The organism is Actinoplanes couchii (genome assembly GCF_016862075.1).
GTDB classification, from domain to species: domain Bacteria; phylum Actinomycetota; class Actinomycetes; order Mycobacteriales; family Micromonosporaceae; genus Actinoplanes; species Actinoplanes couchii.
In genome coordinates, this window is record NZ_BOMG01000045.1 from 1 (window position 1) to 25,819 (window position 25,819).

23 protein-coding genes and 1 pseudogene are annotated in these 25,819 nt (G+C 69.8%); 6 read left to right on the forward strand and 18 right to left on the reverse strand.

Annotation, left to right across the window (positions count from 1 at the left end; genetic code table 11):
• The first annotated feature begins 520 nt into the window (after window positions 1-520).
• Window positions 521-1,333, forward strand: coding sequence for a DNA-formamidopyrimidine glycosylase family protein (locus tag Aco03nite_RS17785; RefSeq protein WP_203796481.1), 813 nt, complete (start codon window positions 521-523; stop codon window positions 1,331-1,333).
• Here Aco03nite_RS17785 and pspM read toward each other — a convergent pair.
• From pspM to rimO, 6 genes are all read right to left on the reverse strand, one after another.
• Window positions 1,310-2,074: a phage shock envelope stress response protein PspM gene (gene pspM / locus Aco03nite_RS17790; protein WP_203796482.1), complete on the reverse strand. Its 765-nt coding sequence runs from the start codon at window positions 2,072-2,074 to the stop codon at window positions 1,310-1,312. The two genes, Aco03nite_RS17785 and pspM, sit on opposite strands and share 24 nt — an antisense overlap.
• Before the next feature lie 21 nt (window positions 2,075-2,095).
• Window positions 2,096-2,956: a PspA/IM30 family protein gene (locus Aco03nite_RS17795; protein ID WP_203796483.1), complete on the reverse strand. Its 861-nt coding sequence runs from the start codon at window positions 2,954-2,956 to the stop codon at window positions 2,096-2,098.
• A gap of 227 nt (window positions 2,957-3,183) precedes the next feature.
• Entirely contained in the window at window positions 3,184-3,561 is a 378-nt protein-coding gene (locus Aco03nite_RS17800) for a helix-turn-helix domain-containing protein (protein WP_203796484.1), read from the reverse strand.
• A gap of 170 nt (window positions 3,562-3,731) precedes the next feature.
• On the reverse strand, window positions 3,732-4,223 hold the full coding sequence (locus Aco03nite_RS17805; RefSeq protein ID WP_203796485.1) for a CinA family protein: 492 nt from the start codon (window positions 4,221-4,223) through the stop codon (window positions 3,732-3,734).
• 13 nt (window positions 4,224-4,236) lie between these two features.
• On the reverse strand, window positions 4,237-4,824 hold the full coding sequence (gene pgsA, locus Aco03nite_RS17810; protein WP_203796486.1) for a CDP-diacylglycerol--glycerol-3-phosphate 3-phosphatidyltransferase: 588 nt from the start codon (window positions 4,822-4,824) through the stop codon (window positions 4,237-4,239).
• Window positions 4,821-6,281 carry a 30S ribosomal protein S12 methylthiotransferase RimO gene (gene rimO / locus Aco03nite_RS17815; RefSeq protein ID WP_203796487.1) on the reverse strand — a complete coding sequence of 487 codons (1,461 nt, stop codon included), beginning with the start codon at window positions 6,279-6,281 and terminating at the stop codon, window positions 4,821-4,823. The genes pgsA and rimO overlap by 4 nt, the downstream gene beginning before the upstream one ends.
• A gap of 88 nt (window positions 6,282-6,369) precedes the next feature.
• On the opposite strand from rimO, the gene Aco03nite_RS17820 reads away from it, so the two are divergent.
• Together Aco03nite_RS17820 and Aco03nite_RS17825 are read left to right on the forward strand one after the other, a co-directional pair.
• Window positions 6,370-6,996, forward strand: a complete 627-nt coding sequence (locus Aco03nite_RS17820; protein WP_203796488.1) for a helix-turn-helix transcriptional regulator — start codon at window positions 6,370-6,372, stop codon at window positions 6,994-6,996.
• A gap of 31 nt (window positions 6,997-7,027) precedes the next feature.
• A complete protein-coding gene (locus Aco03nite_RS17825; RefSeq protein WP_203796489.1) occupies window positions 7,028-7,489 on the forward strand; it encodes a DUF3291 domain-containing protein in 462 nt (153 codons plus the stop codon).
• Here Aco03nite_RS17825 and Aco03nite_RS17830 read toward each other — a convergent pair.
• Window positions 7,476-10,007: an FtsK/SpoIIIE family DNA translocase gene (locus tag Aco03nite_RS17830; RefSeq protein WP_203796490.1), complete on the reverse strand. Its 2,532-nt coding sequence runs from the start codon at window positions 10,005-10,007 to the stop codon at window positions 7,476-7,478. The genes Aco03nite_RS17825 and Aco03nite_RS17830 overlap by 14 nt on opposite strands.
• Window positions 10,008-10,093: 86 nt before the next feature.
• Between Aco03nite_RS17830 and Aco03nite_RS17835 the strand changes: the two genes are divergently transcribed.
• Window positions 10,094-10,510 (forward strand): YbjN domain-containing protein, encoded by a 417-nt coding sequence (locus tag Aco03nite_RS17835; protein ID WP_239145238.1) that lies wholly within the window; start codon window positions 10,094-10,096, stop codon window positions 10,508-10,510.
• Window positions 10,511-10,651: 141 nt separating this feature from the next.
• Here the strand turns inward: Aco03nite_RS17835 and Aco03nite_RS17840 are convergent, their stop codons facing one another.
• From Aco03nite_RS17840 to Aco03nite_RS17860, 5 genes are all read right to left on the reverse strand, one after another.
• Window positions 10,652-12,187: a S1 family peptidase gene (locus Aco03nite_RS17840; RefSeq protein WP_203796491.1), complete on the reverse strand. Its 1,536-nt coding sequence runs from the start codon at window positions 12,185-12,187 to the stop codon at window positions 10,652-10,654.
• 116 nt (window positions 12,188-12,303) lie between these two features.
• Window positions 12,304-13,992: a ribonuclease J gene (locus Aco03nite_RS17845; protein WP_203796492.1), complete on the reverse strand. Its 1,689-nt coding sequence runs from the start codon at window positions 13,990-13,992 to the stop codon at window positions 12,304-12,306.
• 13 nt (window positions 13,993-14,005) lie between these two features.
• Window positions 14,006-14,899 (reverse strand): 4-hydroxy-tetrahydrodipicolinate synthase, encoded by an 894-nt coding sequence (gene dapA / locus Aco03nite_RS17850; protein ID WP_203796493.1) that lies wholly within the window; start codon window positions 14,897-14,899, stop codon window positions 14,006-14,008.
• Between the two features lie 26 nt (window positions 14,900-14,925).
• A complete protein-coding gene (locus Aco03nite_RS17855) occupies window positions 14,926-15,465 on the reverse strand; it encodes a DUF2752 domain-containing protein (RefSeq protein ID WP_203796494.1) in 540 nt (179 codons plus the stop codon).
• A 5-nt stretch (window positions 15,466-15,470) separates the two neighbouring features.
• A complete protein-coding gene (locus Aco03nite_RS17860) occupies window positions 15,471-16,700 on the reverse strand; it encodes a winged helix-turn-helix domain-containing protein (RefSeq protein WP_203796495.1) in 1,230 nt (409 codons plus the stop codon).
• Between the two features lie 39 nt (window positions 16,701-16,739).
• On the opposite strand from Aco03nite_RS17860, the gene Aco03nite_RS17865 reads away from it, so the two are divergent.
• Complete coding sequence (locus Aco03nite_RS17865) at window positions 16,740-17,309, forward strand: GNAT family N-acetyltransferase (protein WP_203796496.1); 570 nt, start codon at window positions 16,740-16,742, stop codon at window positions 17,307-17,309.
• Here Aco03nite_RS17865 and dapB read toward each other — a convergent pair.
• The 6 genes from dapB to Aco03nite_RS17895 form a co-directional block, all read right to left on the reverse strand.
• On the reverse strand, window positions 17,306-18,058 hold the full coding sequence (gene dapB / locus Aco03nite_RS17870; RefSeq protein ID WP_203796497.1) for a 4-hydroxy-tetrahydrodipicolinate reductase: 753 nt from the start codon (window positions 18,056-18,058) through the stop codon (window positions 17,306-17,308). The genes Aco03nite_RS17865 and dapB overlap by 4 nt on opposite strands.
• 4 nt (window positions 18,059-18,062) lie before the next feature.
• Window positions 18,063-18,953 carry a phosphatase PAP2 family protein gene (locus Aco03nite_RS17875; protein WP_203796503.1) on the reverse strand — a complete coding sequence of 297 codons (891 nt, stop codon included), beginning with the start codon at window positions 18,951-18,953 and terminating at the stop codon, window positions 18,063-18,065.
• 102 nt (window positions 18,954-19,055) lie between these two features.
• Window positions 19,056-20,390 (reverse strand): M16 family metallopeptidase, encoded by a 1,335-nt coding sequence (locus tag Aco03nite_RS17880; RefSeq protein ID WP_203796498.1) that lies wholly within the window; start codon window positions 20,388-20,390, stop codon window positions 19,056-19,058.
• Complete coding sequence (locus Aco03nite_RS17885) at window positions 20,391-22,712, reverse strand: polyribonucleotide nucleotidyltransferase (protein ID WP_203796499.1); 2,322 nt, start codon at window positions 22,710-22,712, stop codon at window positions 20,391-20,393.
• Window positions 22,713-22,911: 199 nt separating this feature from the next.
• Window positions 22,912-23,181, reverse strand: coding sequence for a 30S ribosomal protein S15 (gene rpsO / locus Aco03nite_RS17890; RefSeq protein WP_203796500.1), 270 nt, complete (start codon window positions 23,179-23,181; stop codon window positions 22,912-22,914).
• Window positions 23,182-23,295: 114 nt separating this feature from the next.
• The gene (locus Aco03nite_RS17895) at window positions 23,296-24,225 is read right to left on the reverse strand and encodes a bifunctional riboflavin kinase/FAD synthetase (protein WP_203796501.1); all 930 of its coding nucleotides are present in this window, start codon (window positions 24,223-24,225) and stop codon (window positions 23,296-23,298) included.
• Window positions 24,226-24,382: 157 nt separating this feature from the next.
• On the opposite strand from Aco03nite_RS17895, the pseudogene Aco03nite_RS54095 reads away from it, so the two are divergent.
• Window positions 24,383-25,819: pseudogene (locus Aco03nite_RS54095) on the forward strand (hypothetical protein); the annotation flags it as partial.

The window sequence follows — 25,819 nt, forward strand, 5'->3', positions numbered from 1 at the left end:
CGCGGGAAGAAGGCGGGGACGGCGAGTGCAAGAGGGCAAGGGCAAGGGAGCGCGGGAAGGAGCGGAGAAAGAGGGCGTTGAGGGCGCGGGAAGGAGGGCACGAAGTCGGAAAGCGCGAGGCCGGAGGCGCGAAGGAAGGGACGACCGGAGGCACTAGGCAGGCGCGACCGAAGACGCAAGGAAGGGGAGGCCGGGGCTCGGGAAGGGAAGCGAGGGAGGCACCAGGAAAGAGGGCGCAGGGTGGGAGGACGGAGGGTCGGAAACCGCGAGAGGAAGAACGCAGAGAGGAAGGCGCGGGGAAGAAGGGACAGGGAAGAGCGCGGAAAGGAAGACGCGAAGAAGGAGGGGCGAGGAGGGACAGCACTTCCAGAGGCTTGACCGGACGCGAGGAAGGAGGCGCGAGGAAGGAAATGTAAAGGACGAGGTGCGAAGGGGGAGGTGCGAAGGGGGAAAACGCGGAAAGCGGAAAGACCCGCCCCCAGCAACGTATGACAACAGCAGAAATGGGCAGGATGGGAGCATGCCGGAAGGGGATACCGTCTGGAACACCGCCCGCGTGCTGGAGAAAGCTCTGACCGGTGAAACCCTGACCGGCTGTGACTTCCGGACGCCGCGGCTGGCCACCACCGATCTGACCGGCTGGACCGTTGCCGAGTCGGCCAGTAGGGGTAAACACCTGCTGCTGCGTCTGACCAGGGACGGCCGGCCCGCGCACACCCTGCATTCGCATCTGCGGATGGAGGGCACCTGGCGGACGTTCGGCCCGGAAGAACGCTGGTCCGGGCGGCCCGCGCACATGATCCGGGTGGTGTTGCGGACGGCCCGTTCGGTGGCGGTCGGCTTTCACCTGCATGAGGTGACGCTGGTTCCGACCGCTGACGAGGGATCGCTGGTCGGGCATCTGGGGCCGGATCTGCTCGGGGCGGACTGGGATCCGGCGGAGGTGGTGCGGCGGATCGCCTCGGCACCGGAGCGGAGCATCGCCGAGGCTTTGCTGGATCAGCGGAATCTGGCGGGGGTCGGGAACCTCTACAAGGCGGAAACCCTGTTCCTGCGGGGGCTCTGGCCGTGGACGCCGGTCGCCGACGTGCCGGATCTGAGCGCGACAGTGGTGCTGGCCCAGAAACTGGTGGCGTCCAACCGCGGCCGCTGGCTGCAGACCACCACCGGCTCACTCTTCAAGAACCAGGCCCACTATGTGTACGGCCGTCGAGCCCAGCCCTGCCGCCGCTGTGGCACCGCGATCCGCAAAGCCGACCAGGGTGAACGCATCACCTTCTGGTGCCCGCGGTGCCAGCCGGAACCGGCGTCAGGCGGCCTGGCCGTCGGGTGAGATGCGCCGGTCCTGGCTGCGCAGCTCGGCCAGCGCCTCGGCCACACCGCGGAGCTGGTCGGTGGCGTCGACCAGGCTGAAGTAGCCGGGGTGACGGGTGTCGCCGACCGGATGCCCGTCCTCGGCGACGTAACTGGCGGCGGCGACCACCAACTCCTCGTACGCCTGGACGCCCTCGCTGAACTGCTCGGCCAGGCCGGCGTGCGAGTCGACGAGGGTGCCGCTCTGGCCGAACGGAATGGCTTTCTCCACGCTGGCGGCCCGCTGCCCCAGGTCACGCAGCCACCGCTCGGCGGTGGCCGCTTCGAGCAGGGTCGACTCGGCGGAGCCGGTGAGCCGGCCGGCCAGCCCGGTCATCGCCGTCGAGGCCCGCTCCAGGCGCTCCCACGAGTCGGCGATGGCGGTGCCGCGCAGGGTGTAGCGCTGATGCTGGCGACGGACCTCACGGACCACCGCCTGCCCGGCCGGGAACCGCTCCAGGGCCGCGGTCAGGCGGTCCTGCTGCAGGCTGGGCGGGGGCGCCGGGGTGCCGGCCAGCTCGCGGTGGTCGCTCCAGCGCCACCAGGCCAGCATCGCCGAGGCGCCGGCACCGGCCGCCCAGAACGCGTCGGCGAGACCGATGCCCGCGTAAGGGGTGAGGACGACGGTGGCCGCAGTCAGACCGCCGCCGAGAACGCTCCATCGCCGCGCGGACCCCCGCAGGCGCTTGAGTCGCCGGAAATACTTGGCTCGCTCATCCACCGCCGCTCCCCCTTCTCAAGGTCAGCCGGCGGCCGAGGTGTCGCCGCGCTTCTGGTTCAGGCTGGCCCGGATCTCGTCGAGACGGGCCACACCGGCCGCGTCGGCGGCCGCGGTGCCGGGCTGCTCGACGGCGGGCTGGGCCGGGGCGGCGCTCAGCTTGTCACCGGCCATGCTGGCCCGGATCTGCTCCAGCCGGGACGAGCCGGCCATGTCCAGACTGGACTTCTGCACCTCGAGCATGCGGCCCTCGACCGAGTTGGAAGCCAGCTCGGCACGGCCCATGGCACTCGCGTACCGCTGCTCGATCTTGTCCCGCACCTGGTCCAGCGACGGGGTGTTGCCCGGCGCGGCCAGCTGCGACATCGACTCCAGCGAGTGGGCGACGGTCTCCTGCATCTTGGCCTGCTCGAGCTGGCTCAGCAGGCGGGACCGCTCGGCGATACGCTGCTGGAGGAGCATCGCGTTGTTCTCGACCGCCTTGCGGGCCTGGCCGGCGGCACCGAGAGCCTGGTCGTGGAGGGTCTTCAGGTCCTCCATCGACTGCTCGCCGGAGACCAGCTGGGTCGCCAGGGTCTGCGCTGTCGATTCATACTTCTGGGCTTCGGCCTCATCGCCGGCTGCTCGGGCGCGGTCGGCGAGCACTAGCGCCTGACGGGCCATCCCCTGCAGTTTCTCGACCTCGGACATCTGCCGGGACAGCTTCATCTCGAGCTGCCGCTGGTTGCCGATGACGGCGGCGGCCTGCTGCACGAGAGCCTGATGCTGACGCTGGGCGTCCTCGATCGCCTGCTGGATCTGGACCTTCGGGTCGGCGTACTCATCGATCTTCGCGCCGAAGAGCGCCATCATGTAGTGCCAGCCCTTGACGAACGGATTCGCCATCTCGTGGTGTCCCCTCAAATGTCGCTCTATCGGATGCGTCACCGCTGTCGCCAACGGTTACGCGAAAACCCATCGTGACAGCTGGACGCCACTGGCGTCACGGGTCCTCCGGGGGATCTCAGGGTTGTCCCTTGGCCTCGAGGCTACGCCTCCCCGGGGCCTTGTCGCGAGACGTGAAACAGGCCGGACCGCTCCCAGGGAGCGGCCCGGCACAGACGTATTCATGATCAGGCGGCGTAGACGATGTCCCGCTTCGGCTTTCGGGTGGCGTGCAGCGTAGCCTTCAGCGGCGAGTCGCGGCGCACCGAGACGGAGACATCCCCGCCATTGGTCGCCTTCTCGTCGATCGGGACGAGCACGCCCTCCATGTTCTCCGCCAGGGACAGCGTGTTGCTGACCTCGCCGAGCAACTCGGAGAGCCGGGCACCGAGGGCGTCACAGATGGCGGCCAGCAACTCGCTGGACGCTTCCTTCTGACCGCGCTCGATCTCGGACAGATAGCCCAGGCTGACGTTCGCGGCGGTCGACACCTCGCGCAGCGTGCGGTGCTGCCCCTGCCGGCGCGCACGAAGAGCGTCGCCGATAACACGGCGTAGCAGGACCATGGCACCTCCTCCTGCGTGCGAGGCCGCCGGCTGAAGCCGGAGGCTTCGCACAACCGTACCTGGCCCGAGCCGCAGCGACATCCCGCCCCGCCGAATTTTGCGACCGCCCGAACACTCAGGGAATACTCAGGGAATCGGACACCAAGCGCGGTAGCGGAAGTATTCGCAGCTCACACCGCGACCGGCCGATCCTGGAGAGTGTCGGTCAGCAATTGCAGGACGGCCGTCACACTCGCCGATCGGATCGCCGCACGGCCACCGGTGAGGCGCAGCTCACGCACATCCGCCCGATCCGGCCCGGCGACTGCCACATAGACCAGCCCGACCGGCTTGCCGCCCTGCGGCTCCGGGCCGGCCACGCCGGTGGTCGCCACGCCCCAGTCCGTGCCGCAGCGGTCCCGGGCGCCGCGGGCCAGAGCGACCGCCACGTCCGGGTCGACCGGGCCGCGCTCGTCCAGCAGGGCCCGATCGACTCCGGCCAGCTCCGCCTTGAGTTCGGTGGCGTAGACCACCAGGCCACCCCGGAAGACGGTGCTCACCCCGGGGATCTCGACGACGGTGGCGGCCACCAGACCGCCGGTGAGCGACTCTGCGGTGGCCAGGGTCTCCCCGCGATCCACCAGCGTGTGCACGGCCGCGGCGGCGGCCACAGCGAGTTCCATTCGTGCCTTCCCCTTACGAGCGGGACCGGCGCAGCCGCAGCGCCTGCATCACGTAGTCGCCGCCGGTGATCAGGGTGACCACCAGCGCGGCCCCCATCAGCGCGACACCGACGAGGTGGAACGGCTCGGGGACCGGCCACAGGTACCACGCGATCGCGACGGTCTGCAGCCCGGTCTTGAGCTTGCCACCCCGGGAGGCCGGGATGATGCCGTACCTGATCACCCAGAACCGTAGGGCGGTGACACCCCACTCGCGGATCAGGATCGCCACCGTCACCCACCAGGACAGCGGGCCGAAGGCGGAGAGCAGCACCAGGGCCGTCCCGGTCAGGGCCTTGTCCGCGATCGGGTCGGCGATCTTGCCGAACGAGGTGACCAGGGACCAGCGCCGGGCGATCCAGCCGTCCGCGAAGTCGGTGAACGACGCCACGCAGAAGGCGAGACAGGCCGCGATCCGCCAGTCCGGATCGTTCATCTCGGAGACGACGACCATGGCCAGGAAGACCGGCACGAGCACGATCCGGACCACGGTCAGGGCGTTGGCCGCGTTGTAGAGCGACACCACGCGCGGCGCCGGAACCGGCGCCGGCTCGTTGGTCACCGGGTCACCGGGGCGGCCGAGATCATCTCCACCGGCACCGCGATCAGGTCCACTCCCTCGGTGCCGGTGACCCGGGCCCGGACCAGGTCACCGGGGCGCAGGACGGACAGGTCGACACCCTCGGCATCGGAAGAGACCAGCATGGTGGATCCGTCGACCTCGGGCGCCTGGTGCTCGGCGCGGCCCTCGACCTCATCGTCCTCGACGGTGTCGACGAGCACCTCGACCAGCTCGCCGAGACGATCCTCGGCCCGCTGGTTGCAGAGCTCCTCGGCGAGCGCGACGACCCGGTCGTACCGCCGCTTGATGGTCGCGTCCTTGATCTTGCCGTCCAGGCCGGCCGCCTCGGTGCCGTCCTCGTCGCTGTAGTCGAAGACACCGATCGCGTCGAGGCGGGCCTCGCTGAGGAAGCGGATCAGCTCGTCCACGTCCTGCTTGGTCTCACCGGGGAAACCGACGATGAAGTTGCTCCGGGCGCCGGCGGCGGGCGCCAGCTTGCGGGCCGAGTCGAGCAGCTCCAGGAAGCGCTCGGTGGAGCCGAACCGCCGCATCCGGCGCAGCACCGGCTCGCTGGAGTGCTGGAAGGAGAGGTCGTAGTAGGCGGCCACGCCGGGGGTGGTGGCGATCGCCTCGACCAGGCCGGGACGGGTCTCGGCGGGCTGCAGGTAACTGGCCCGGACCCGGACGATGCCGTCCACCGCGGCCAGCTGCGGCAGCAACTTCTCCAGCAGGCGGGGGTCGCCGAGATCCTTGCCGTACGACGTGCTGTTCTCACTCACCAGGACCAGCTCGCGGACGCCGGACTTGGCCAGCCACTCGGCCTCGGCCAGCAGCTCCTGCGGGTCGCGGGAGACGAACGCGCCCCGGAACGCCGGGATGGCGCAGAACGCGCAGCGCCTGTCGCAGCCGCTGGCCAGCTTGAGCGAGGCGACCGGGCCGGTGTCGAGCCGGCGGCGCAGCACCTTGCGCAGGTGGGCCGGGGTGTGCTCGTCGACGGTGGCGTGGCCGGGCACCACGACCTTGGCGGCGTGCCGCTCGACCGGGGTGATCGGCAGCAGCTCGCGACGGTCGCGCGGGACGTGCGAGACGTGACTCTCGCCACGCAGCACGCTCTCCAGCCGGTCGGTGATGTCGGTGTAGTCGTCGAAGCCGAGCACCGCGTTGGCCTCGGGGAGCTGGTCGGCCAGCTCTTTGCCGTAGCGCTCGGCCATGCAGCCGGCGGCGACCACCTTGGCCCCGGTGTCGGCGGCGGCGAGCAGGGTGTCGATCGAGTCCTGCTTCGCCTTCTCGACGAATCCACAGGTGTTCACGACGACGACGTCAGCGCCCTCGGCATCGGTGCCGACCTCCCAGCCATCGGCGTCGAGACGGGCGGCCAGCTCTTCCGAGTCGACCTCGTTACGGGCGCAGCCCAGCGTCAGCAGCGCGACACGGCGGGTGGGAGGAGTTCCAGACACCCGACAAGGTTACCGGGCTCCCGGCGGTGGTCGTTCCTCCGCTCGTACAGCTTCTAGAACCAAGCCTCGTTGGTAATACGATCCGGGGGTGACTACCTCGGAGAACCTGGACGATCTCGCCTCGGTGGCGGCACTGGCCGACGGTGTGCGGCGAGCCGCCTACCGCCGGGTGGCGGACGCGGGCGGTGATCCGGTCGGGCGCGACGAGGTGGCCGAGACGCTCGGGGTCGGGCGCACCCTCGCCGCGCACCATCTGGACCGGCTGGTGGAGGCGGGGCTGCTGGAGGTGTCGTACCAGCGAAGGTCGGGCCGGACCGGGCCGGGCGCCGGGCGGCCGGCGAAGATGTACCGGATCGCGCCCGGCGAGCACACGGTGAGTGTGCCGCCGCGGTCCTACCGGAGCGCCGCCGAGATGCTGGCCGAGACGATCGAGCGCACCGGCGCCGAGGAGACGCTCTACGCGGTGGCCCGGGAGCAGGGGCGCGCGCAGCCGGCGGATCTCACCGCGCTGGGCTATTCCCCCACCGGCGAGGACGACCGGATCATCCTGCGGAACTGCCCGTTCCATCAGCTGGCCGAGCAGTTCCCGCCGCTGATCTGCGGGATGAACCTGGCGATGCTGGAGGGCGCGCTGGCAGGTTCGGAGTGGACCCCGCGGATGGATCCGGCGCCGGGTCGCTGCTGCGTGACCCTCTCTAAAAACAAAACTGATTGACTTTAGATTGTACGGCTGGTGGAGTGACACCATGACGGACTTTCACCTGGCCCAGATGAACGTCGCCACACTGATCGCGCCACCGGGGGATCCGAGCGTCGCCGAGTTCACCGCGGGCGTCGATCTGATGAACGAGCTGGCCGACCGGTCCCCCGGGTTCGTCTGGCGGCTCAAGGAGGAGGACGTCGATCTGGCGGCGCTCGGCATCCGGGCCGCGCCGGCGAACCAGATCGCCACGATGTCCGTCTGGGAGTCCCTGGAGGCCCTCCGCGGATACGTCTACCAGTCCGGCCATCTGGACTACCTGCGCCGCCGCCGGGAGTGGTTCGTGCCCGGCAGATCGGCGCTGGTGCTGTGGTGGGTGGAGGCCGGCCGGATCCCGACGCTCCTGGACGGCCTGCAGCGTCTGAAACTGCTGGGTGAGACGGGGCCGGGGCCGCGGGCGTTCACGTTCCGCCGGACCTTCCCGGCCCCGGTGCTCAGTCGACCTTGAGCGCCGCGAGGGACTCTTCCAGCTCGTCCGGCTTGATCAGCACGTCACGGGCCTTGGAGCCCTCGGACGGCCCGACGATGCCGCGGGTCTCCATCAGGTCCATCAGCCGGCCCGCCTTGGCGAACCCCACCCGCAGTTTGCGCTGCAGCATCGACGTCGACCCGAACTGACTGGTCACCACCAGCTCGATGGCCTGGATCAGCAGCTGGAGGTCGTCGCCGATCTCCTCGTCGATCTCCTTCTTCTTGCTCTGCGGGACCTCGGTGACGTCCGGGCGGAAATCCGGCTCGCGCTGGTCCTTGCAGAACTTGACGACCGCCGCGATCTCCGACTCGTCCACCCAGGCGCCCTGGATCCGGGTCGGTTTGGAGGCGCCCATCGGCAGGAAGAGGCCGTCACCACGGCCGAGCAGTTTCTCCGCGCCGGGCTGGTCCAGGATGACCCGGGAGTCGGCCAGCGACGAGGTGGCGAAGGCCAGCCGGGACGGCACGTTCGCCTTGATCAGGCCGGTGACCACGTCCACCGACGGGCGCTGGGTGGCCAGCACCAGGTGGATGCCGGCGGCCCGGGCCAGCTGGGTGATCCGGACGACCGAGTCCTCCACGTCGCGCGGGGCGACCATCATCAGGTCGGCCAGCTCATCGATGATCACCAGCAGGTACGGGTACGGCTTCATCTCCCGCTCGCTGCCCGGCGGCGCGACGATCTCGCCGTTGCGGACTTTGCGGTTGAAGTCGTCGATGTGCCGGACCCCGTTGGCGGCGAGGTCGTCGTAGCGCATGTCCATCTCGCGGACCACCCACTCCAGGGCGTCCGCGGCCTTCTTCGGGTTCGTGATGATCGGCGTGACCAGGTGCGGGATCCCCTCGTACGCGGTCATCTCCACCCGCTTGGGGTCGACCAGGAGTAGCCGTACCTCATCGGGGGTGGCTCTGGTCAGCAGCGACACCAGCAGCGAGTTGAGGCAGGAGCTCTTGCCCGCGCCGGTCGCGCCGGCGATCAGGATGTGCGGCATCTTCGCCAGGTTCGCGACGACGAACCCGCCCTCGATGTCCTTGCCGAGCGCCACCACCATCGAGTGCTGGTCGCCGGTGGCCGCCCGGGAGCGCAGCACGTCGCCGAGCGACACGTTCTCCGGGTCGGTGTTGGGGATCTCCACGCCGACCGCGCTCTTGCCCGGGATGGGGCTGAGGATCCGCACGTCGGGCGATTTCACCGCGTACGCGATGTTGCGGGACAGCTGGGTGATCCGCTCGACCTTGGTGCCGTGACCGATCTCCACCTCGTAGCGGGTGACGGTCGGTCCACGAGTGAACCCGGTGACCTGTGCGTCGACGTTGAACTGCTCGAACACTCCGGAGAGCGCGGCCATGATCTCGTCGTTGGCCCGGCTGCGGGCTTTTGCCGGGGCGCCGACGGCGAGCAGGCTCGACGGCGGCAGACGGTAACCGTCCTTGACGGCCGAGATCTCCAGCTGCTCGGCGTGCACCGGCGGGGTGGGCGAGTGCTCGGGCGCCGGCTTCTTCCGGGTCTTCGGCACGTTCGGGATCTTCGGCAGAGCGATCGTGTCGTGCAGTATCAACTCTTCGTCGAAGTCGTCCGGCGGATCCTGCTCGAACGGGGCCGGTTCGACCAGAGCGGCCTGCCTGCGCGGCGAGGGCCGGCGGCGCTTCGGGGCGGGCTCCTCCTCCGGCTCGTCCTCGTCACCGATCGGGTCGGGCATCGGGCGGTCCAGGTGCTGGCCGGAGCGCCCGGACACCAGGTCGAGGAGCTGGGCCACCCGCTCCGGGATCTTCGCGATCGGTGTGGCGGTGATCACCAGAAGACCGAAGGCGAAGAGCAACAGCAGCAGCGGTACGGCCACCCAGGCGCTCACCGCCCGCTCCAGCAGCCCGCCGATCCCGAATCCGAGCAGGCCGCCGGACTGGTCCACGGTCGGGCTGGGGGCCTGCGAGTCGGGGCCGGAGATGTGCAGCAGCGCCGCGGTGGACAGGACCAGAGCCGTCCAGCCGACCATGCCGCGCCCGCGGTTCTCCGGGTCGATGGGCTGCCGCATGAGGCGGATCGAGCCGTAGAAGAGCAGGACCGGCAGCAGCACCGCGAGACTGCCGAGGAAGAGGCGGACCATGTCGGCCACCCAGACACCGACCGGGCCGGCGCCACCCGCCCAGACGGCGACCGCGAGCAGGATCGAACCACCGAGCAGGAAGAGGCCGGCGCCGTCCCGACGGTGCTCGGGCCCGATGTTCCTGGCGGTGGCCGCCTGCCGTCCGGCGCCCCGGGCCAGCCAGCCGACACTGCCGGCCAGGCCCAGCCAGAGACTGCCGATGCCCCGGGTGATGCTCGGGTTGACCGCCTGCGGCGCCTTGCGGGCCGCCGGGCGCTTGGCCGCCGCTTTTCGCGGGGCCGCCTTGCCGGTGCTCTTGCGAGGCGCCGGCTGCTGGGCACGGCTGACAGCCGCGCCCCTGGTAGTGGACGCGGCGCGGCTCCGGCCCGCCGGAGGAGTTCGGCCCGCCATGGATGTCACGGTAGCCGGGTGCGGCCGCTCTGCCGAGAAGGCGCACCGCGACTCCTTTTCACTTTCCCGGCATTTACCATCGTACGGTGCAACCTCTCAGCAACGACTTGATCAAGGCCGCGCTGGACAAGCGCGGCTTCTCCTACTTCGTCGATGCCGATGGCGACATCGCGGGTAACTTCCAGGGCAACCTCATCTACTTCTTCCGCCTCGGTGAGCGGCAGGAGATCCTCCAGGTGCGGGCCATGATGCAGCACGTCTTCCCGGTCGAGGAGGTGACCAGGCTGTACGAGTTCTGCAACACGTGGAACCGGGATCAGCTCTGGCCGAAGGCGTACGTGCAGGTCACCGACGAGGGCCAGGCCATCGTGGTGGGCGAGGTGACCACCGACTGGGAACACGGGTCCACCCTCGACCAGCTCGACCAGGTCATCCTGTGCGGGGTGGCGACCGGCTGCCGTCTCGGCGAGGCCCTGGGCGAACTGAAATCGGGGCCCCACTGAAATCGGGGCCCGCACGCGTCGCGTGCGGGCCCCGATCACGTGCCGGGTCACGGATTCCCGGCCGGGCGGAGGTGCCCGTGACCCGGTGGCAGGGCCGGGTCCGGGTGGCTTCCACACCCGGGCCGGCCCGTCCGATCCGGGTTACTGGACGTTGAAGCCCAGGTTGTAGGCGCCGGTGCCCGAGGTCGCGACGACCACGTAGCGGTAGGTGCCGGCGTTGCCCTCGAAGGACAGCGTCTTGTCGCCGTCACCGGTGCCGGTGGCCACGGTGCGGAACTGGCCACGGTTGTTGGCCTTCTGGAGCACCAGGTCGAACTCGGAGCCCTCCGGGGCGTCGAGGCAGGCGGTGTGCGTGCCGGCCCGGGCCCGGTAGGCCCCGCCGTTCGGCTGCGCCTGGGCCTGGCCGGCCCGGTTGATGGTGCCGTCACGCTGAACCGGCAGGGCGTCGCAGGCGGCGGTCTCGTTGCCACCCTCCTCGGCCGGCGGCGCGGTGCCACCCTCGGTGGTGACCAGCGTCAGGTCACCGGCGGCCAGGATCTCGTTGAGCGGCTGGAAGAAGGTCTCGCCGCCGACGGTGCAGTCGCCGGAACCACCCGAGGTCACACCCTGGGCCTGGTCACCGGAGAGCCACGGGCCGCCGGAGTCACCGCCCTCGGCGCAGACGTCGGTCCGGGTCAGGCCGGTGACCTGGCCCTCCGGGTACTGCACGGTCTGGTTCTTGGCCAGGATCGTGCCGCAGAACGTGCCGGTGGTGGAACCGGACCGGCAGATCGCCGCGCCGACCGGGGCCTCGGTGTTACCGGCCACCGGCAGCTCTTCGCCGTTGATGTCGGTGACGACCGACGGCGTCGGCGTGAAGTTGTTGTTCGTCGCCACGAAGCCCATGTCGGCGTTGCCCGGGAAGACCGACAGCTCGACGGTGCCCTGCGCGGTGCCGTTCGGGTCGGTGGTCGCCGTGCCCTCTTCGCCGCAGTGGCCGGCGGTGACGAAGCCGCCCTCCACCGAGAAGCCGATCGAGCAGCGGGCCTGGCCGCCACCGATGTTGATGAAGTACGGGTCCGCGCCGCGCACGTCGATCAGCGGCTTCGGCTGGGCGTCGCTGACCTTCAGGGTCACCGCGCCGGTGGCGACACCGGCCTGCTTGACCAGGCGGAGCGCCTTGGCCTGAGCGGCCGGCTTGGCGACCACGACCACCTTGTTGGTGGCCACGTCGACGTACCAGCCGGTCACACCGGCGACCTTGGCCAGCTTCCCGTCGAGCGTGGTCTTCAGCTCGTCGAGGTCCGCCTCGCTCCGCTTGACCAGCACCGGGACGGCACCGGCGGCCTTCACCGCGGACGCCGACTCGGAGTCGGTCACTGCGATCTTGAGCGTGTTGCCGTCCTCGGCCAGCCAGGCGCCGCCGAAGCTCTCGCCGGTCTGGGCCGCCAGCGTCGCCGAGACGCCGCCCGCCCACTCCGAGCGGGCCAGCCGCGCCGCCGCCTGATCACCGTCGAGGCCGAGGTCGCGTTTCATGGCCTTGAGCAGCTCCGGAGCGATACCCCCCGAGGTGCTCGCGGCGCGCGTGTCGCTCGCCTTCTTCTCCGTGTCGGCTGACGACGGCAGGGTGAAGGCGACCGCCGCCGCACCCGCCGACACCACAACCGCCGTCACCACGGCGATCGATCTGCGCTGCATCTGGTGAACTCCCTCCGGCACGGGTGCCGTGGGGGCGGCACCGATGCCAGGGAATACGCAGCGAGTCCGAAGATGGTTGAAAAGGAACCGTGATCCTTATTTATTCACAGGTTTGCTCAGACCTCGACCACCGTCGGAACGATCATCGGCCGGCGCCGGTAGGCGTCGTTCACCCAGCGCCCGACGGTCCGCCGAACCACCTGTTGTAGCTGGTGGGTATCGGTGATGCCGTCCTCGGCCGAACGATGCAGGGCCGCGGTCAGCAACGGGATCACCGGGTTGAAGGCGTCCGGATCCTCGGAGAAACCTTTCGCCGAGATGCTGGGTTCGCCGACCACCTTGCCGGTGACCGAGTCGATGACCACCGTCGCGGAGATGAACCCACCGTCACCGAGGATGCGACGCTCGGTGAGCAGTGACTCGCTGACGTCACCGACAGCCAGACCGTCCACGTAGACGTAGCGGCTCTTGACCCGGCCGACCACGCGGGCGTGGCCCTCGACCAGATCGACGACGTCGCCGTCCTCGCAGAGCACCACCCGGTCCGGCGCCACACCCGTCTCGATGCCGAGCTGGGCGTGGGCACGCAGGTGCCGCCACTCGCCGTGCACCGGCATCAGGTTGCTGGGGCGGGTCACGTTCAGCAGGTAGCGCAGCTCGCCCGCCGGGGCGTGCCCGGAGACGTGCACCTTCGCGGTCTCCTTGTGGACCACCGTGGCGCCCGCCCGGGACAACTGGTTGATCACCCGGTACACCGAGGTCTCGTTGCCCGGCACCAGCGAACTGGCCAGCACCACCGTGTCACCGGAGGTGATGGTGATGTGCCGGTGGTCACCCGTCGACATCCGGCCCAGCGCGCTCATCGGCTCGCCCTGCGAACCGGTGGACATGAAGACGATCTCGTCGTGCGGCATGCGGGCCGCCTCGTCCAGGCCGACCAGCAGGCCGTCCGGGATGCGCAGCAGACCCAGGTCCCGGGCGATGCCCATGTTGCGGACCATGGACCGGCCGATCAGGGCGACCTTGCGCTCGAACTCCCAGGCCGAGTCCATCACCTGCTGCACGCGGTGCACGTGCGAGGCGAAGCTGGCCACGATGATCCGGCCCTTGGCCTTGCCGAAGATCGAGCTGAGCACCGGGCCGATGTCACGTTCCGGCGTGACGAAACCGGGGACCTCGGCATTCGTCGAGTCGGACAGCAGCAGGTCGACACCCTCGGCTCCGAGCCGGGCGAACCCGGCCAGGTCGGTGATCCGGCCGTCCAGCGGCACCTGGTCCATCTTGAAGTCGCCGGTGTGCAGCACCAGACCCGCGGGGGTCCGGATGGCGACCGCCAGCGCGTCCGGGATCGAGTGGTTGACCGCGAAGAACTCGCACTCGAACGGGCCGAGCCGCTCCACCCCACCCTCACGGACGGTAAGTGTGTACGGGTCCAGCCGGCGCTCGGCGAGTTTCGCCTCCACCAGGGCCAGCGTGAACTCCGAGCCGACCAGTGGGATGTCCGGCTTGTGGGCCAGCAGGTAGGGAACCGCACCGATGTGGTCCTCGTGCCCGTGGGTGAGCACGATGGCCTGCACGTCCTCCAGCCGGTCCAGGATCGGCGCGAAGTCGGGCAGGATCAGATCGACACCCGGCTGTTCGACGTCGGGGAACAGCACCCCGCAGTCGACGACCAGCAGTTTGCCGTCGTACTCGAAGACCGTCATGTTGCGGCCGATGGCGCCCAGCCCACCGAGCGGGACGACGCGCAGGGCGCCCTCCGGCAGCGGCGGTGGCGGACCCAGCTCGATGTGAGCGTTAGTCATTCGCCTCTTCCTGTCAGAGCACGATGCCGGCCGCGGCGGCGTCCTGGCGCAGTAGGTTCAGTTCGTCTTCCCCGGCGTCGACCAGAGGCGACCGCACCGGGCCCGCGGGCAGGCCGATCGCGTTCAGTCCGGCCTTCACCAGCATCGTCCCGGGCGACCGGAAAATGCCGGTGAACAGCGGCATGGCCTGCCGGTGCCGGGCCAGCGCGGTGGCGTTGTCGCCCCGCTCGAAAGCCTCGATCATCTCCTGGACCAGCACCCCGGTGAAGTGCGACGAGGTGCCGACCAGGCCGACGCCGCCGATGGCGAGCAGCGGCAGGGTCGCGCCGTCGTCACCGGAGTAGTAGGCCAGATCGGTCCGGGCCAGCACCTGGGAGCTGGCGATCAGGTCGCCCTTGGCGTCCTTGACCGCGACGATCCGCTCGTGCTCGGCGATCCGGCACATGGTGTCGGTGGCGATCGCCGTGCCGGCCCGGTGCGGGATGTCGTAGACCATGATCGGCAGCCCGGCGGTGTCGGCGACCTCGCGGAAGTGCCGCTCGACGCCCGCCTGCGGCGGCTTGTTGTAGTACGGCGTGACGACCAGCAGGCCGTCCGCCCCGGCTTTCTCGGCCGCGTGGGCCAGCTCGATCGTGTGGGCGGTGTTGTTGGTGCCCACGCCCGCGATGACCTTCGCCCGGTCTCCGACGGCGTCGATCACGACCCGGAGCAACTGCTCTTTCTCCGTGTCGGTGGTGGTCGGGGACTCTCCGGTGGTGCCGCTGATCACGAGAGCGTCGTTGCGCTGCTCGTCGACCAGGTGGGCGGCCAGCCGGGCGGCGCCCTCCAGGTCCAGGGAACCGTCCGGGGTGAACGGGGTCACCATGGCGGTCAGCAGCCGTCCGAAGGGCCGCGGGTGGTGCGTCATACCTGACAACCTATCGGACGCATCTGTCACACGTAGAAAGCGGTGAACGGCGTCCATGGGAGGTTACGCAGGATGCTCCACACACCCCAGACCGCCATGAACGTGATCATGACGGCTGGACTGATCGAGAGCTCCGGCAACTTCCAGCCGAAGACCTTGCGGCCGGCCCAGGCCACGTACAGATAGATCAGGAACGGCACCGCGAAGACGAACAGCAGGTGGTGCCGGGACGCCGCGGTCAGATCGCCGTGCAGCAGGAACCAGGCCGCCCGGGTGCCGCCACAGCCCGGGCAGACGAACCCGGTCAGATATTTCAGCAGGCAGGACGGCTGATCACCGGCGGCGGCCGAGGCCGGATCGGTGGCCAGGGTGAACCCGACCGCGCCGCCCGCACAGGCCATGATCGCCAGCGGGGCCAGCCACACCGGCGACTTGTCGGCCAGCCGGTTGACCAGACGGGTCAGGCGGTCGGGCTGCTGACGCGGGTGGCGGAACCACTCCGGCGGGACCGGCGGGCCCTGAACCGGCTGATCGGCCAGCCAGGGGGGCAGCTGGACGGTACTCATGGGCGTCACGGTACACCCGCCGGGCTCTCCTTCAACGCGCTCGTCAGGGGGCCGGTGAGATCACCCCGCTCCGGGACGCCGACCGAGGTCAGGCCCAGCCAGCCGGCCAGCCGGCGCAGCTCCGCGGCCAGGGCGGTGGCGGTCTCCTCCGGGTCCGCGCCGGGCTCCCGCCACGCCGCCGGGATCTGCAGCTCGCCGGTCCGGCGCTCGGCCTTCAGATCGACGCGGGCGGTGAACCGGTCGCCCTGCAGGAACGGGAGCACGTAGTACCCGTACAACCGCTGGGGTTTCGGCACGTAGATCTCGATGCGGTAGGTCATCCCGAACAGCCGCTCGGTGCGCGCCCGCTCCCAGATCAGCGGGTCGAACGGGCTGACCAGGGTGGCCGCGGCGGCCCGGCGGGGCAGACGCGCCTCGTGGTGCAGCCATGCCGTCTTCCACCCCGGGATCGTCACCGGCCGCAGCACCCCGGCCTCGGCCAGCTCGGCGATCGCCTGCCGGCACGGCTGCACCGGGAGCCGGAAGTAGTCCCGCAGCTCGGCCTCGGCGGCCACCCCGAGCGCCCGGGCGGACAGCTCCACCAGCGCCCGGAACGCCTCGCCCGTCTCCGGGGTGGGCGTGGCCAGGACCGCCGGCGGCAGCACCCGCTCGGGCAGGTCGTAGCGCCTGGCGAAGGACGTGGTGCGCTCGGCGGCGGTCACCTGACCGGAGTAGAACAGCCACTCCAGGGCCTGCTTGACCACCGACCAGTTCCACCCCCAGTTGTCCTTGGCGCGCGGGGCGTCGTGCTCGATCTCGGCCACCGTGATCGGGCCGCGCGCACGCACCTCGTCGAGCACCCAGGCGACCAGCTCGGGCTGCTCCAGCGCGATCCGCCGCATGCCGCCCCAGGCGAACTCGTGGGCCCGCTCCATCCGCCACCGGAACAGCGGCTGCAGGTCGGCGCGGATCAGCGACGCCTCGTGGCCCCAGAACTCGAACAGCTCCCGGGGCTTGCGGTAGGCGGCCCGCTCCAGCAAGCCGGTCGGATAGGGCCCGAGACGGCTGTAGAGCGGCATGTAGTGGGCGCGCTGCAACACGTTCACCGAATCCATCTGGATCAGGTGCAGCCGGCGCAGGACCCGGCGCAGATGGCGCAGGTCGGTGGCACCGCCGGGCCGAGGATCGAGGAATCCCTGTGCGGACAGAGTTATCCGTCGGGCTTGGGAGACAGAAAGCGATTCGGGCACAGCCACCGGGGCAGCCTAAACGGGAGGTATGACAAAGTTGCCGCCATGGCACTCGGTTTCGTCCGTCCCGCCCGTCCCGAGGACGCCGCGGAGATCGCACGCATCCAGCTCTCCACCTGGCGTGGGGCGTACCGGCGGATGTTCCCGCCGCACGTCCTCGCCAACCTGGACGAGGAGTATCTGGCCCGGGGCTGGGCCGAGGCGATCAGCGCCGCGCCGTCACCCCGGCACCGGGTGCTGATCGCGGTCGAGCAGGGCGAGAGCCAGACGACGGTGGTCGGGTTCGCCGGGTCCGGGCCGGCCGACGAGCAGGCCCTGGCGCCCGGGGAGAAACCGCTCGCCGACGACGTCGCGGCCGTCACCGACCTGCTCATCGAGCCGCGCTGGGGCCGTCGCGGGCACGGCAGCCGGCTGCTGGCGGCGGCGGTGGACAACTGGCGCGACGACGGGTTCCGTACCGCGGTGGCCTGGGTCTACGACGCGGACACCGCGATGAAGGCATTCCTCACCTCGACCGGCTGGGAGCCGGACGGCGCGAGCCGGGCCCTGGACGTGGACGACCTCCTCGTCCCGCAGGCCCGGCTGCACGTGGCTCTGGCGCTCCCGGAGGACTAACCCTCCAGCAGGGCGTCCAGGCCGAGCGTCAGGCCCGGGCGCTTGCGCACCTCGCGGACCGCGAGCAGCACACCCGGCATGAACGACGACCGGTCCAGCGAGTCGTGCCGGATGGTCAGCGTCTCCCCCGAGGTGCCGAACAGCACCTCCTGGTGGGCGACCAGCCCGGACGCCCGGATCGAATGGATCCGGACCCCGTCGGCGTCGGTGCCCCGGGCCCCGAGCTGCTCCTCCTTGGTCGCGTCGGGCATCGGCGGGCTGCCCGCCGCGGCCCGCGCCTCGGCGATCAGCCGGGCGGTGTGCACCGCGGTGCCGCTCGGGGCGTCCAGCTTGCGCGGGTGGTGCTGCTCGATGATCTCGACCGACTCGAAGAAGCGGGCCGCCCGGGCGGCGAACTGCATCATCAGCACCGCGCCGATGCCGAAGTTGGGCGCGATCAGCACCCCGACCTCAGGCTTCGCGGCCAGCCAGCCGCGCACCGCCGCCAGCCGGTCGTCCGAGAAACCGGAGGTGCCGACGACCACGCTGATGCCCTGCTCGATCGCCCATTTCAGGTTGTCCATCACCACGTCGGGGTTGGTGAAGTCGACGAGCACCTGGGCACCGGCCGAGGAGGCCTGGAACAGCTCCTCACCCTGGTCGATCATCGAGACCAGAGTGAGGTCGTCGGCGGCATCGACCGCTTTGCACACCTCGAGGCCCATCCGGCCCCGGGCGCCGAGGACACCGACACGAATGTTTTCAGTCACTCGGTCAATTTAACGCACCCCGGCGGCGTCCCCACCAGCGCTCGACGGCCCCCATGACCAGGAACACCACGCCCACGTACGCCCATCCGACCAGCACGTCGATCACCCAGTGCTCGGCCGTGTAGACCAGGGTGAAGGTCATCGACAGCGGGTAGGCGAACAGCAGCGGCCACAGGTACCGCTTCACCACCGGCAGGAAGAACACCACCGACATGAAGGCGAACGCGGTGTGCAGCGACGGCATCGCGGCCACCGGGTTGGACGCCTCCACCTGCAGCGCGTTCAGGGTGTTGCCGGCGCCGTGCAGGCCGATCGCGTCCCACCCGTGGGTCGAGATGCGGACCGCCTCGATCAGGTTGCCGTGCTCGGGCAGGGCCGCCCACCACGGCGGGGCCGCCGGGTAGAAGAAGTAGGTGATCAGGCCGAGGACGCAGAGCAGGAACCAGCGGCGCATGAACCGGGCCCACTGCTCACGGGACCGCATCCACAGCACCACGGCGATCGTCGGCATGACCAGGAAGTGCGAGAAGTAGACCAGGGAGACGGCCACCTCCCACCACTGCACCACACCCGGCTGCCACAGGTTGTCCTGCAACCACTCGGTCGGGGTGAGCCCGCCGGTGATCCCGCCGAACGCCCACTTGTCGAAGGCGATCAGCTCGGTCACGTGCGGGGCGAAGAACCGGTCCGCGTACCCCCGGGTCACGTTGTAGAGGACCAGGAGCAGGCAGATCGGCAGCCAGTCACGCAGGAAACGCAGGTGGGTCCGCCACGGCTCGTGACTGCGCCAGGCGATGGTGGCCAGCCACAGCCAGCCGAACGCGATCAGCGGGTCACTCGTCGGCACCCCGATGAAATAGACCCCGACAGCAAAGAGCGCCGCCCAGATCAGCATCCCGGCGATCCGCCGCCGCCGGAGATCCGGTGGCGGCGGGGTCGTGGGTGTGTCGGGCGGCGTCTCCAGTGTCGTCACAGCGAACAAGACTAGAACCAAGGGTTACCAGTCGTTTAATTCGCCCTCGTCGAAGGGGCCGACCACGGCCAGCGACAGCGGCTGGGCGAACAGGTCCCGGGCCACCGCGTTCACCTCGTCCACGGTCACCGCGTCCACCCGGGCCAGCAGCTCGTCGACGCTCATCAGGTCGCCGTGCAGCAGCTCCGACTTGGCCAGCCGGCTCATCCGGGAACCCGAGTCCTCCAGGTTCAGCACGTACGAACCCTTGGCCATGCCCTTGCCCCGGATCAGCTCCTCCGGCGTGATCCCGTCCGCCGTCACCCGGGCCAGCTCGGCCCGGATCAGGCTCAGCACCTCACCGGACTTCGCCGGGGCACAACCCGCGTACACGCCGACCACGCCGCTGTCGGCGTACTGGCTGGCGTACGAGTAGACCGAGTAGGCCAGCCCGCGCTTCTCCCGGATCTCCTGGAACAGCCGGGACGACATGCCACCGCCGAGCACGTTGTTGAGCACACCCAGGGCGAACCGGCGCTCGTCGTGCCGGCCGATACCGACCCCACCCAGCACGATGTGCGCCTGCTCGGTGTCCCGGTGCACCACCACGTTGGCGGCCTTGCGGGTGCGTACCCGCTTGTCCGTCGCCCGTGGCGCCGCGCTGTCCGCCGGCCCGGTGTCCAGCGGGGTGCCGGCCAGCGCCTTGCGGACCATCCGGACCACCGCGGAGTGGTCGAGGTTCCCGGCCGCCGCGATCACGATCTCCGGCGCCCGGTAGTGCCGCCGGTAGAACCGGTTGATCTGGTCCCGGGTCATCGGCGTGATCGACTCCGGGGTGCCGGAGATCAGCCGGCCGAGCGGCGAGTCACCGTAGATCGCCTCGGCGAAGACGTCGTGCACCTCGTCGCCGGGCTCGTCCTCGTGCATGGCAATCTCCTCGAGGATCACACCACGCTCGGTCTCCACGGCCGCCGGTTCGAGGATCGAGTCGGCCACCGCGTCCACCAGCACGTCCACCGCGAGCGACAGATCGGCGTCGAGCACCCGCGCGTAATAGCAGGTGTACTCCTTCGTGGTGAAGGCGTTGGTCTCGCCGCCGACCGCCTCGATCTCCGAGGAGATCTCCAGGGCGGTGCGCTTGTGGGTGCCCTTGAAGAGCAGGTGCTCCAGGAAGTGCGAGGCGCCGTGCAGTGACGGCGTCTCGTCCCGGGAACCGATCCCCACCCAGATGCCGAGAGCGGCGCTGCGGGTGGTCGGGATGGCCTCGGTGACGATGCGCAGGCCGGACGGCAGGACGGTCTTCTTCACGCCGTCCTGGAGAGTCCTGGTTACGACACGGGCCGGCCTCTCAGCCGGCCCGTGCACGCTGTTGTCCGTCACTTAGTCGCGGCGCTCGCCACGGTCACCGGCCGGGCGCGACCGGCGGCGGCGGGGCTCGCCACCACCCTCGCGGGGGGCGCGCTCCTCACGGGGCGGCTTGCTCTCCGAAGAGCCCTCGGCCGCGGCCGGGGCCTCCTCGCCCTCCGGGCGGACCTTGTCCAGGTAGATCTTGCCGCGGGCGTCGATGTCCGCGATGGACACCTCGACCTTGTCGCCGACGTTGAGGAAGTCCTCGACCTTCTCGACCCGCTTGCCGTCGCCCACCTTGGAGATGTGCAGCAGGCCGTCACGGCCGGGCAGCAGCGAGATGAAGGCGCCGAACGCGGCCGTCTTCACCACGGTGCCGAGGAACTTGTCGCCGACCTTCGGCAGCGTCGGGTTCGCGATCGCGTTGATCCGCTCGACCGCGGCCTCGGCGGCCGGGCCGTTGGTCGCGCCGACGTAGATCGTGCCGTCGTCCTCGATCGAGATGTCGGCGCCGGTCTCGTCCTGGATCGCGTTGATGGTCTGGCCCTTCGGGCCGATCACCATGCCGATCTTGTCGACCGGGATCTTCACGCTGGTGACGCGCGGGGCGTACTCGCTCATCTCGGCCGGGGCCTCGATGGCCGCGGTCATCACGGCGAGGATCGTGGCCCGGGCGTCGTGCGCCTGGCTCAGCGCACCGGCCAGCACGTCCGACGGGATGCCGTCGAGCTTGGTGTCCAGCTGCAGGGCGGTGACGAACTCACTGGTGCCGGCGACCTTGAAGTCCATGTCACCGAACGCGTCCTCGGCGCCGAGGATGTCGGTCAGCGCGACGTACTCGGTCTTGCCGTCGACCTCGTCCGAGATCAGGCCCATGGCGATGCCGGCGACCGGCGCCTTCAGCGGCACACCGGCGCTGAGCAGGGCCAGCGTCGAGGCGCAGACCGAACCCATCGAGGTCGAGCCGTTGGAACCGAGGGCCTCGGAGACCTGACGGATCGCGTACGGGAACTCCTCGCGCGACGGCAGGACCGGCACCAGGGCCCGCTCGGCCAGCGCGCCGTGACCGATCTCGCGGCGCTTCGGCGAACCCACCCGGCCGGTCTCACCGGTCGAGTACGGCGGGAAGTTGTAGTTGTGCATGTAGCGCTTGGTCTTCTCGGGGGCGAGAGTGTCCAGCGACTGCTCTAGGCGCAGCATGTTCAGCGTGGTGACGCCCAGGATCTGGGTCTCGCCGCGCTCGAACAGCGCCGAACCGTGCACCCGGGGCAGCACCCCGACCTGCGCGGTCAGCGGCCGGATGTCACGCGGGCCACGGCCGTCGATGCGGACCTGCTCGCGCAGCACGCGCTGCCGGACCTCGGACTTGGTGACCGAGCGGAACGCCGCGCTGATCTCCTTCTCCCGGCCCTCGAACTGGGCGTCGAGCAGCTCGTGCGCCTTCGCCTTGACCAGGTCGAGGGACTCCTCGCGCTCCTGCTTGCCGGCGATCTTCAGCGCCTCGGCGACCTCGGCGCGGACCGCGTCGGAGACGGCGGAGTACACGTCGTCCTGGTAGTCCAGGAAGACCGGGAAGTCGGCGACCGGCTTCGCGGCGATCTCGGCCAGCTCGCTCTGCGCGCGGCACAGCTCGCGGATGGCCGGCTTGGCGGCCTCCAGACCGCTCGCCACGACCTCCTCGGTCGGCGCGACGGCGCCGGCCGAGATCAGCTTGATCGCGTGCGGGGTGGCCTCGGCCTCGACCATCATGATCGCGACGTCGCCGTCGGCGGTCACGCGACCGGCCACGACCATGTCGAACGTGGCGCGCTCGAGCTCCTCGAGGGTCGGGAACGCGACCCACTGGCCCTCGACGTGCGCGACGCGGGTCGAGCCGACCGGGCCGCTGAACGGCAGGCCGGAGAGCTTGGTCGACATCGACGCGGCGTTCATCGCGACGACGTCGTACGGGTGGGCTGGGTCGAGCGCGAGGACGGTCTCGACGACCTGGACCTCGTTGCGCAGGCCCTTGGTGAACGACGGGCGCAGCGGCCGGTCGATCAGGCGGCAGGTGAGGATGGCGTCCTCGGACGGACGGCCCTCACGCCGGAAGAACGAGCCGGGGATGCGGCCCGCGGCGTACATCCGCTCCTCGACGTCGACGGTCAGCGGGAAGAAGTCGAAGTGGTCCTTCGGCTGCTTGCTGGCGGTCGTCGCGGAGAGGACGGTGGTGTCGCCGAGCTGGACGATCACCGAACCGGCGGCCTGCTGGGCAAGACGGCCGGTGGAGAACTTGATCTCGCGGGTGCCGAACGATCCGTTGTCGATGACGGCGGTGCGGGATTCGTTGCCGAGAGCGTTGTTCTGCTCTGTCATGAAGTGCGGTACTCCTTCGTCGAGGACCCGGCGGTCGACAGCGCGATTCAGTCGAGCCGGTCTTCGATCGAAGTGCCCAGGGGTGTCTCCACCTGGGAACCACTACCGAGGACCGGTGCTGACGGGTGTGATCCGCGCGGGTCCGTGGGGTGTCAGTGGTGCTTCCCGGGGGAGTTTGTCCACTCCCCCGGGCTTCAAACTAGCGGCGCAGGCCGAGGCGCTCGATGAGCGTCCGGTAACGCGCGATGTCCTTCTTCTGAACGTAGTTCAGCAGGCGACGACGCTGGCCGACGAGCAGCAGCAGACCACGACGGCTGTGGTGGTCGTGCTTGTGCTTCTTGAGGTGCTCGGTCAGGTCGGCGATCCGCTTGGTGAGCATGGCGACCTGAACCTCGGGCGAACCGGTGTCGCCCTCCTTGGTCGCGTACTCACCCATGATCTTGTTCTTGGTGTCTTGATCGAGCGCCATGATCTCCGAAATTCTGTGTTGCCGATTGCACGGTTCTCCCGCACCCCGCGGCGTCGGGCAGGCAGGCGGGACCGGTGTCGGATATTCCAACGACGAATCAACCCTACCAGGGGGTCAGCCCAGCAACATCCTGGTCTCTTCGACGTCGGCGTTGATCTGAGCGATCAATGGTTCGATGGCGTCGTATGTCCGCTGCTCACGAAGATGGCCGACAAAATCGAGACTCACCCGCTCGCCGTACAGATCACCGTCGAAATCGAGAACATAGGCTTCGATACGCCGTTCCGTACCGGAGAAAGTGGGATTGGTGCCGATCGAAACGCTCGCCGGGCGCCGCACCCCCTCACCGCTGCGGGTGAACCAGGCCGCGTAGACACCGTCGGCCGGCACCGCGGCATAGCGGTCGGCCAACAGGTTGGCGGTCGGGAAACCCAGCTCGCGCCCGCGCTGATCACCGCGGACCACGACACCGGACAGACCGTGCGGCCGGCCCAGCGCGACGGTCGCGGCCGCCACGTCCCCGGCGTCGACACAACTGCGGATGTACGTCGACGAGAAGACCAGCCCCGCCTCGGACACCAACGGGGCGTCCTCGACCGTGAACCCGAACGTGCGCCCCAGCGACTCCAGCAGATGCACGTCACCGGCGGCCTTGTGGCCGAACCGGAAGTTGTCCCCCACCACGACCGCCGCCGTGTGCAGCGACTCCACCAGCACGTCGTGGACGAACTCGTCCGGCGACAACTGGGAGAACGCCTGCGTGAACGGCACCACGCAGAGCGCGTCCACCCCCAGCGCCTCGATCAACTCCGCCTTCCGGACCGGCTCGGTGAGCACGGCCGGGTGCGAGCCGGGCCGGACCACCTCGGCCGGGTGCGGGTCGAAGGTCATCACCACCGACTGAAGTCCCAGGTCATCGGCCCGTTTCACGGCATGCCCGATGATCGCCTGGTGGCCGCGGTGCACACCGTCGAAGACACCGATCGTCACGACCGATCGGCCCCACCCCGACGGGACCGATTCGAACCCCCGCCATCGCTGCATCGAAACGCTCCTCCGCCGACATTCGCCTGACCTAGCGTATCGATCGTTCAGACGCACGGTATGGCCCCTCCACCGTGGTCGGATCGCTACCATAAAACACGATATGTTGGTCGATGGGGGTCGGCTCCTGCCGCTCGCCGCGGATGTCACCTTCGCGGTGCTCCTGATCCGCGCACTGGCGGCCCACCAGCACGAACGCGACCCGCTGCTGGCCCTGCCGCTCATCCCACCGATGCTGATCCGCGGCGCCGACGGCTTGCGTGTGGCGTACGGCACCCTGCCGGATCGGGTCGAGTCCCTGACGACGATCGTCCTGCTGACCCAGCCGATTCTCATCCTGCACGTGGCCGGAAGATTCGGCCCGGTCCCCGACGGGGTGACCGCGGCCGCGGCGATCCCCCGGACGCTGACCACCGCGGCGTGGATCAGCTGCATCATGACGGCGACTCCGCTGGTCCTGATGCCGCGCCCGTTACCGGCCGAGGCCCGCCCTCCGGCGATCCTCTACTACTTGACCACCTCAACCATCGCCGCGGTCCTCTTGTTACGGCAGGCCAGATCCAAGACGTCCCCGACCCGCCCGCGCCTGCAGATAGCCGCCGCGGCAACGCTGCTGTGCGCCGCGTCCCTCCCCTGCCGAACCACAGCCTTCACGTTGGCCGCCGCCTACGGCTACCTGTTCGCCTTCCACCCACCAGCCCGCTTCCGCACCCCCAGAACAGGCCCTCCCCAAACCCCACCCACCACCGTCGGCATGCCGCCCCAGGCCTTCACCACTGACGGCTCGACGCCCCACGCCGCCACCACCGTCGGCATGCCGCCCCAGGCCTTCACCACTGACGGCTCGACGCCCCACGCCTCCACCACCGTCGGCATGCCGCCCCACGCCTCCACCACTACCGGCCCAACCCCCAACGCCCGTGCCTCCGTCAGTTCTCCCTCTGACGACATCACCGTTGGCAACCTCAACCATGGAGACGTCAACCGTTGCCCCTTCAAGCATGAAGACGTCAACCATGAAGACCTCAACTGTGGCCGCCTCAACCATGGCGACCTCAACTGTCATGACTTCGCCTCTGGCAGCTTCCCGGTCATCGCCCGCTCCTCGGCGGCCCGCGACGCGCAGTCGATTCACGCCCTCATCGACGACCGGCAACCGACCGGCCCCGGATTCAGCGCGGCGCCCCTGATTTCGAAAACCATGGCCGACGGGCCGATCTCAAGGTTTCCCGCCCACCCCGCGGCCCGGCGTTCCCTTTCCCACACCCTTTCGGGTACGGGGAACCGTGCCCTCACCACACAAGGTGCCCACATGCAGCCCACCCAGCCGGCAACCGCAGCCGCCACCCCTGCTGACATCCCTGAAGTCGCCACCGCCACCACCGGCAACCCCGACGTCGCCACCACCACCGACGTCGCCGTCACCACCGACAGTCCCGATGCCGCCACCACCACCGGCAATCCCGATATCGCCACCACCGCCGACAGTCCCGATGCCGCCACCACCGCCGACAATCCCGATGCCGCCACCACCACCGGCAATCCCGATGCCGCCACCACCACCGGCAATCCCGATGCCGCCACCACCGCCGAC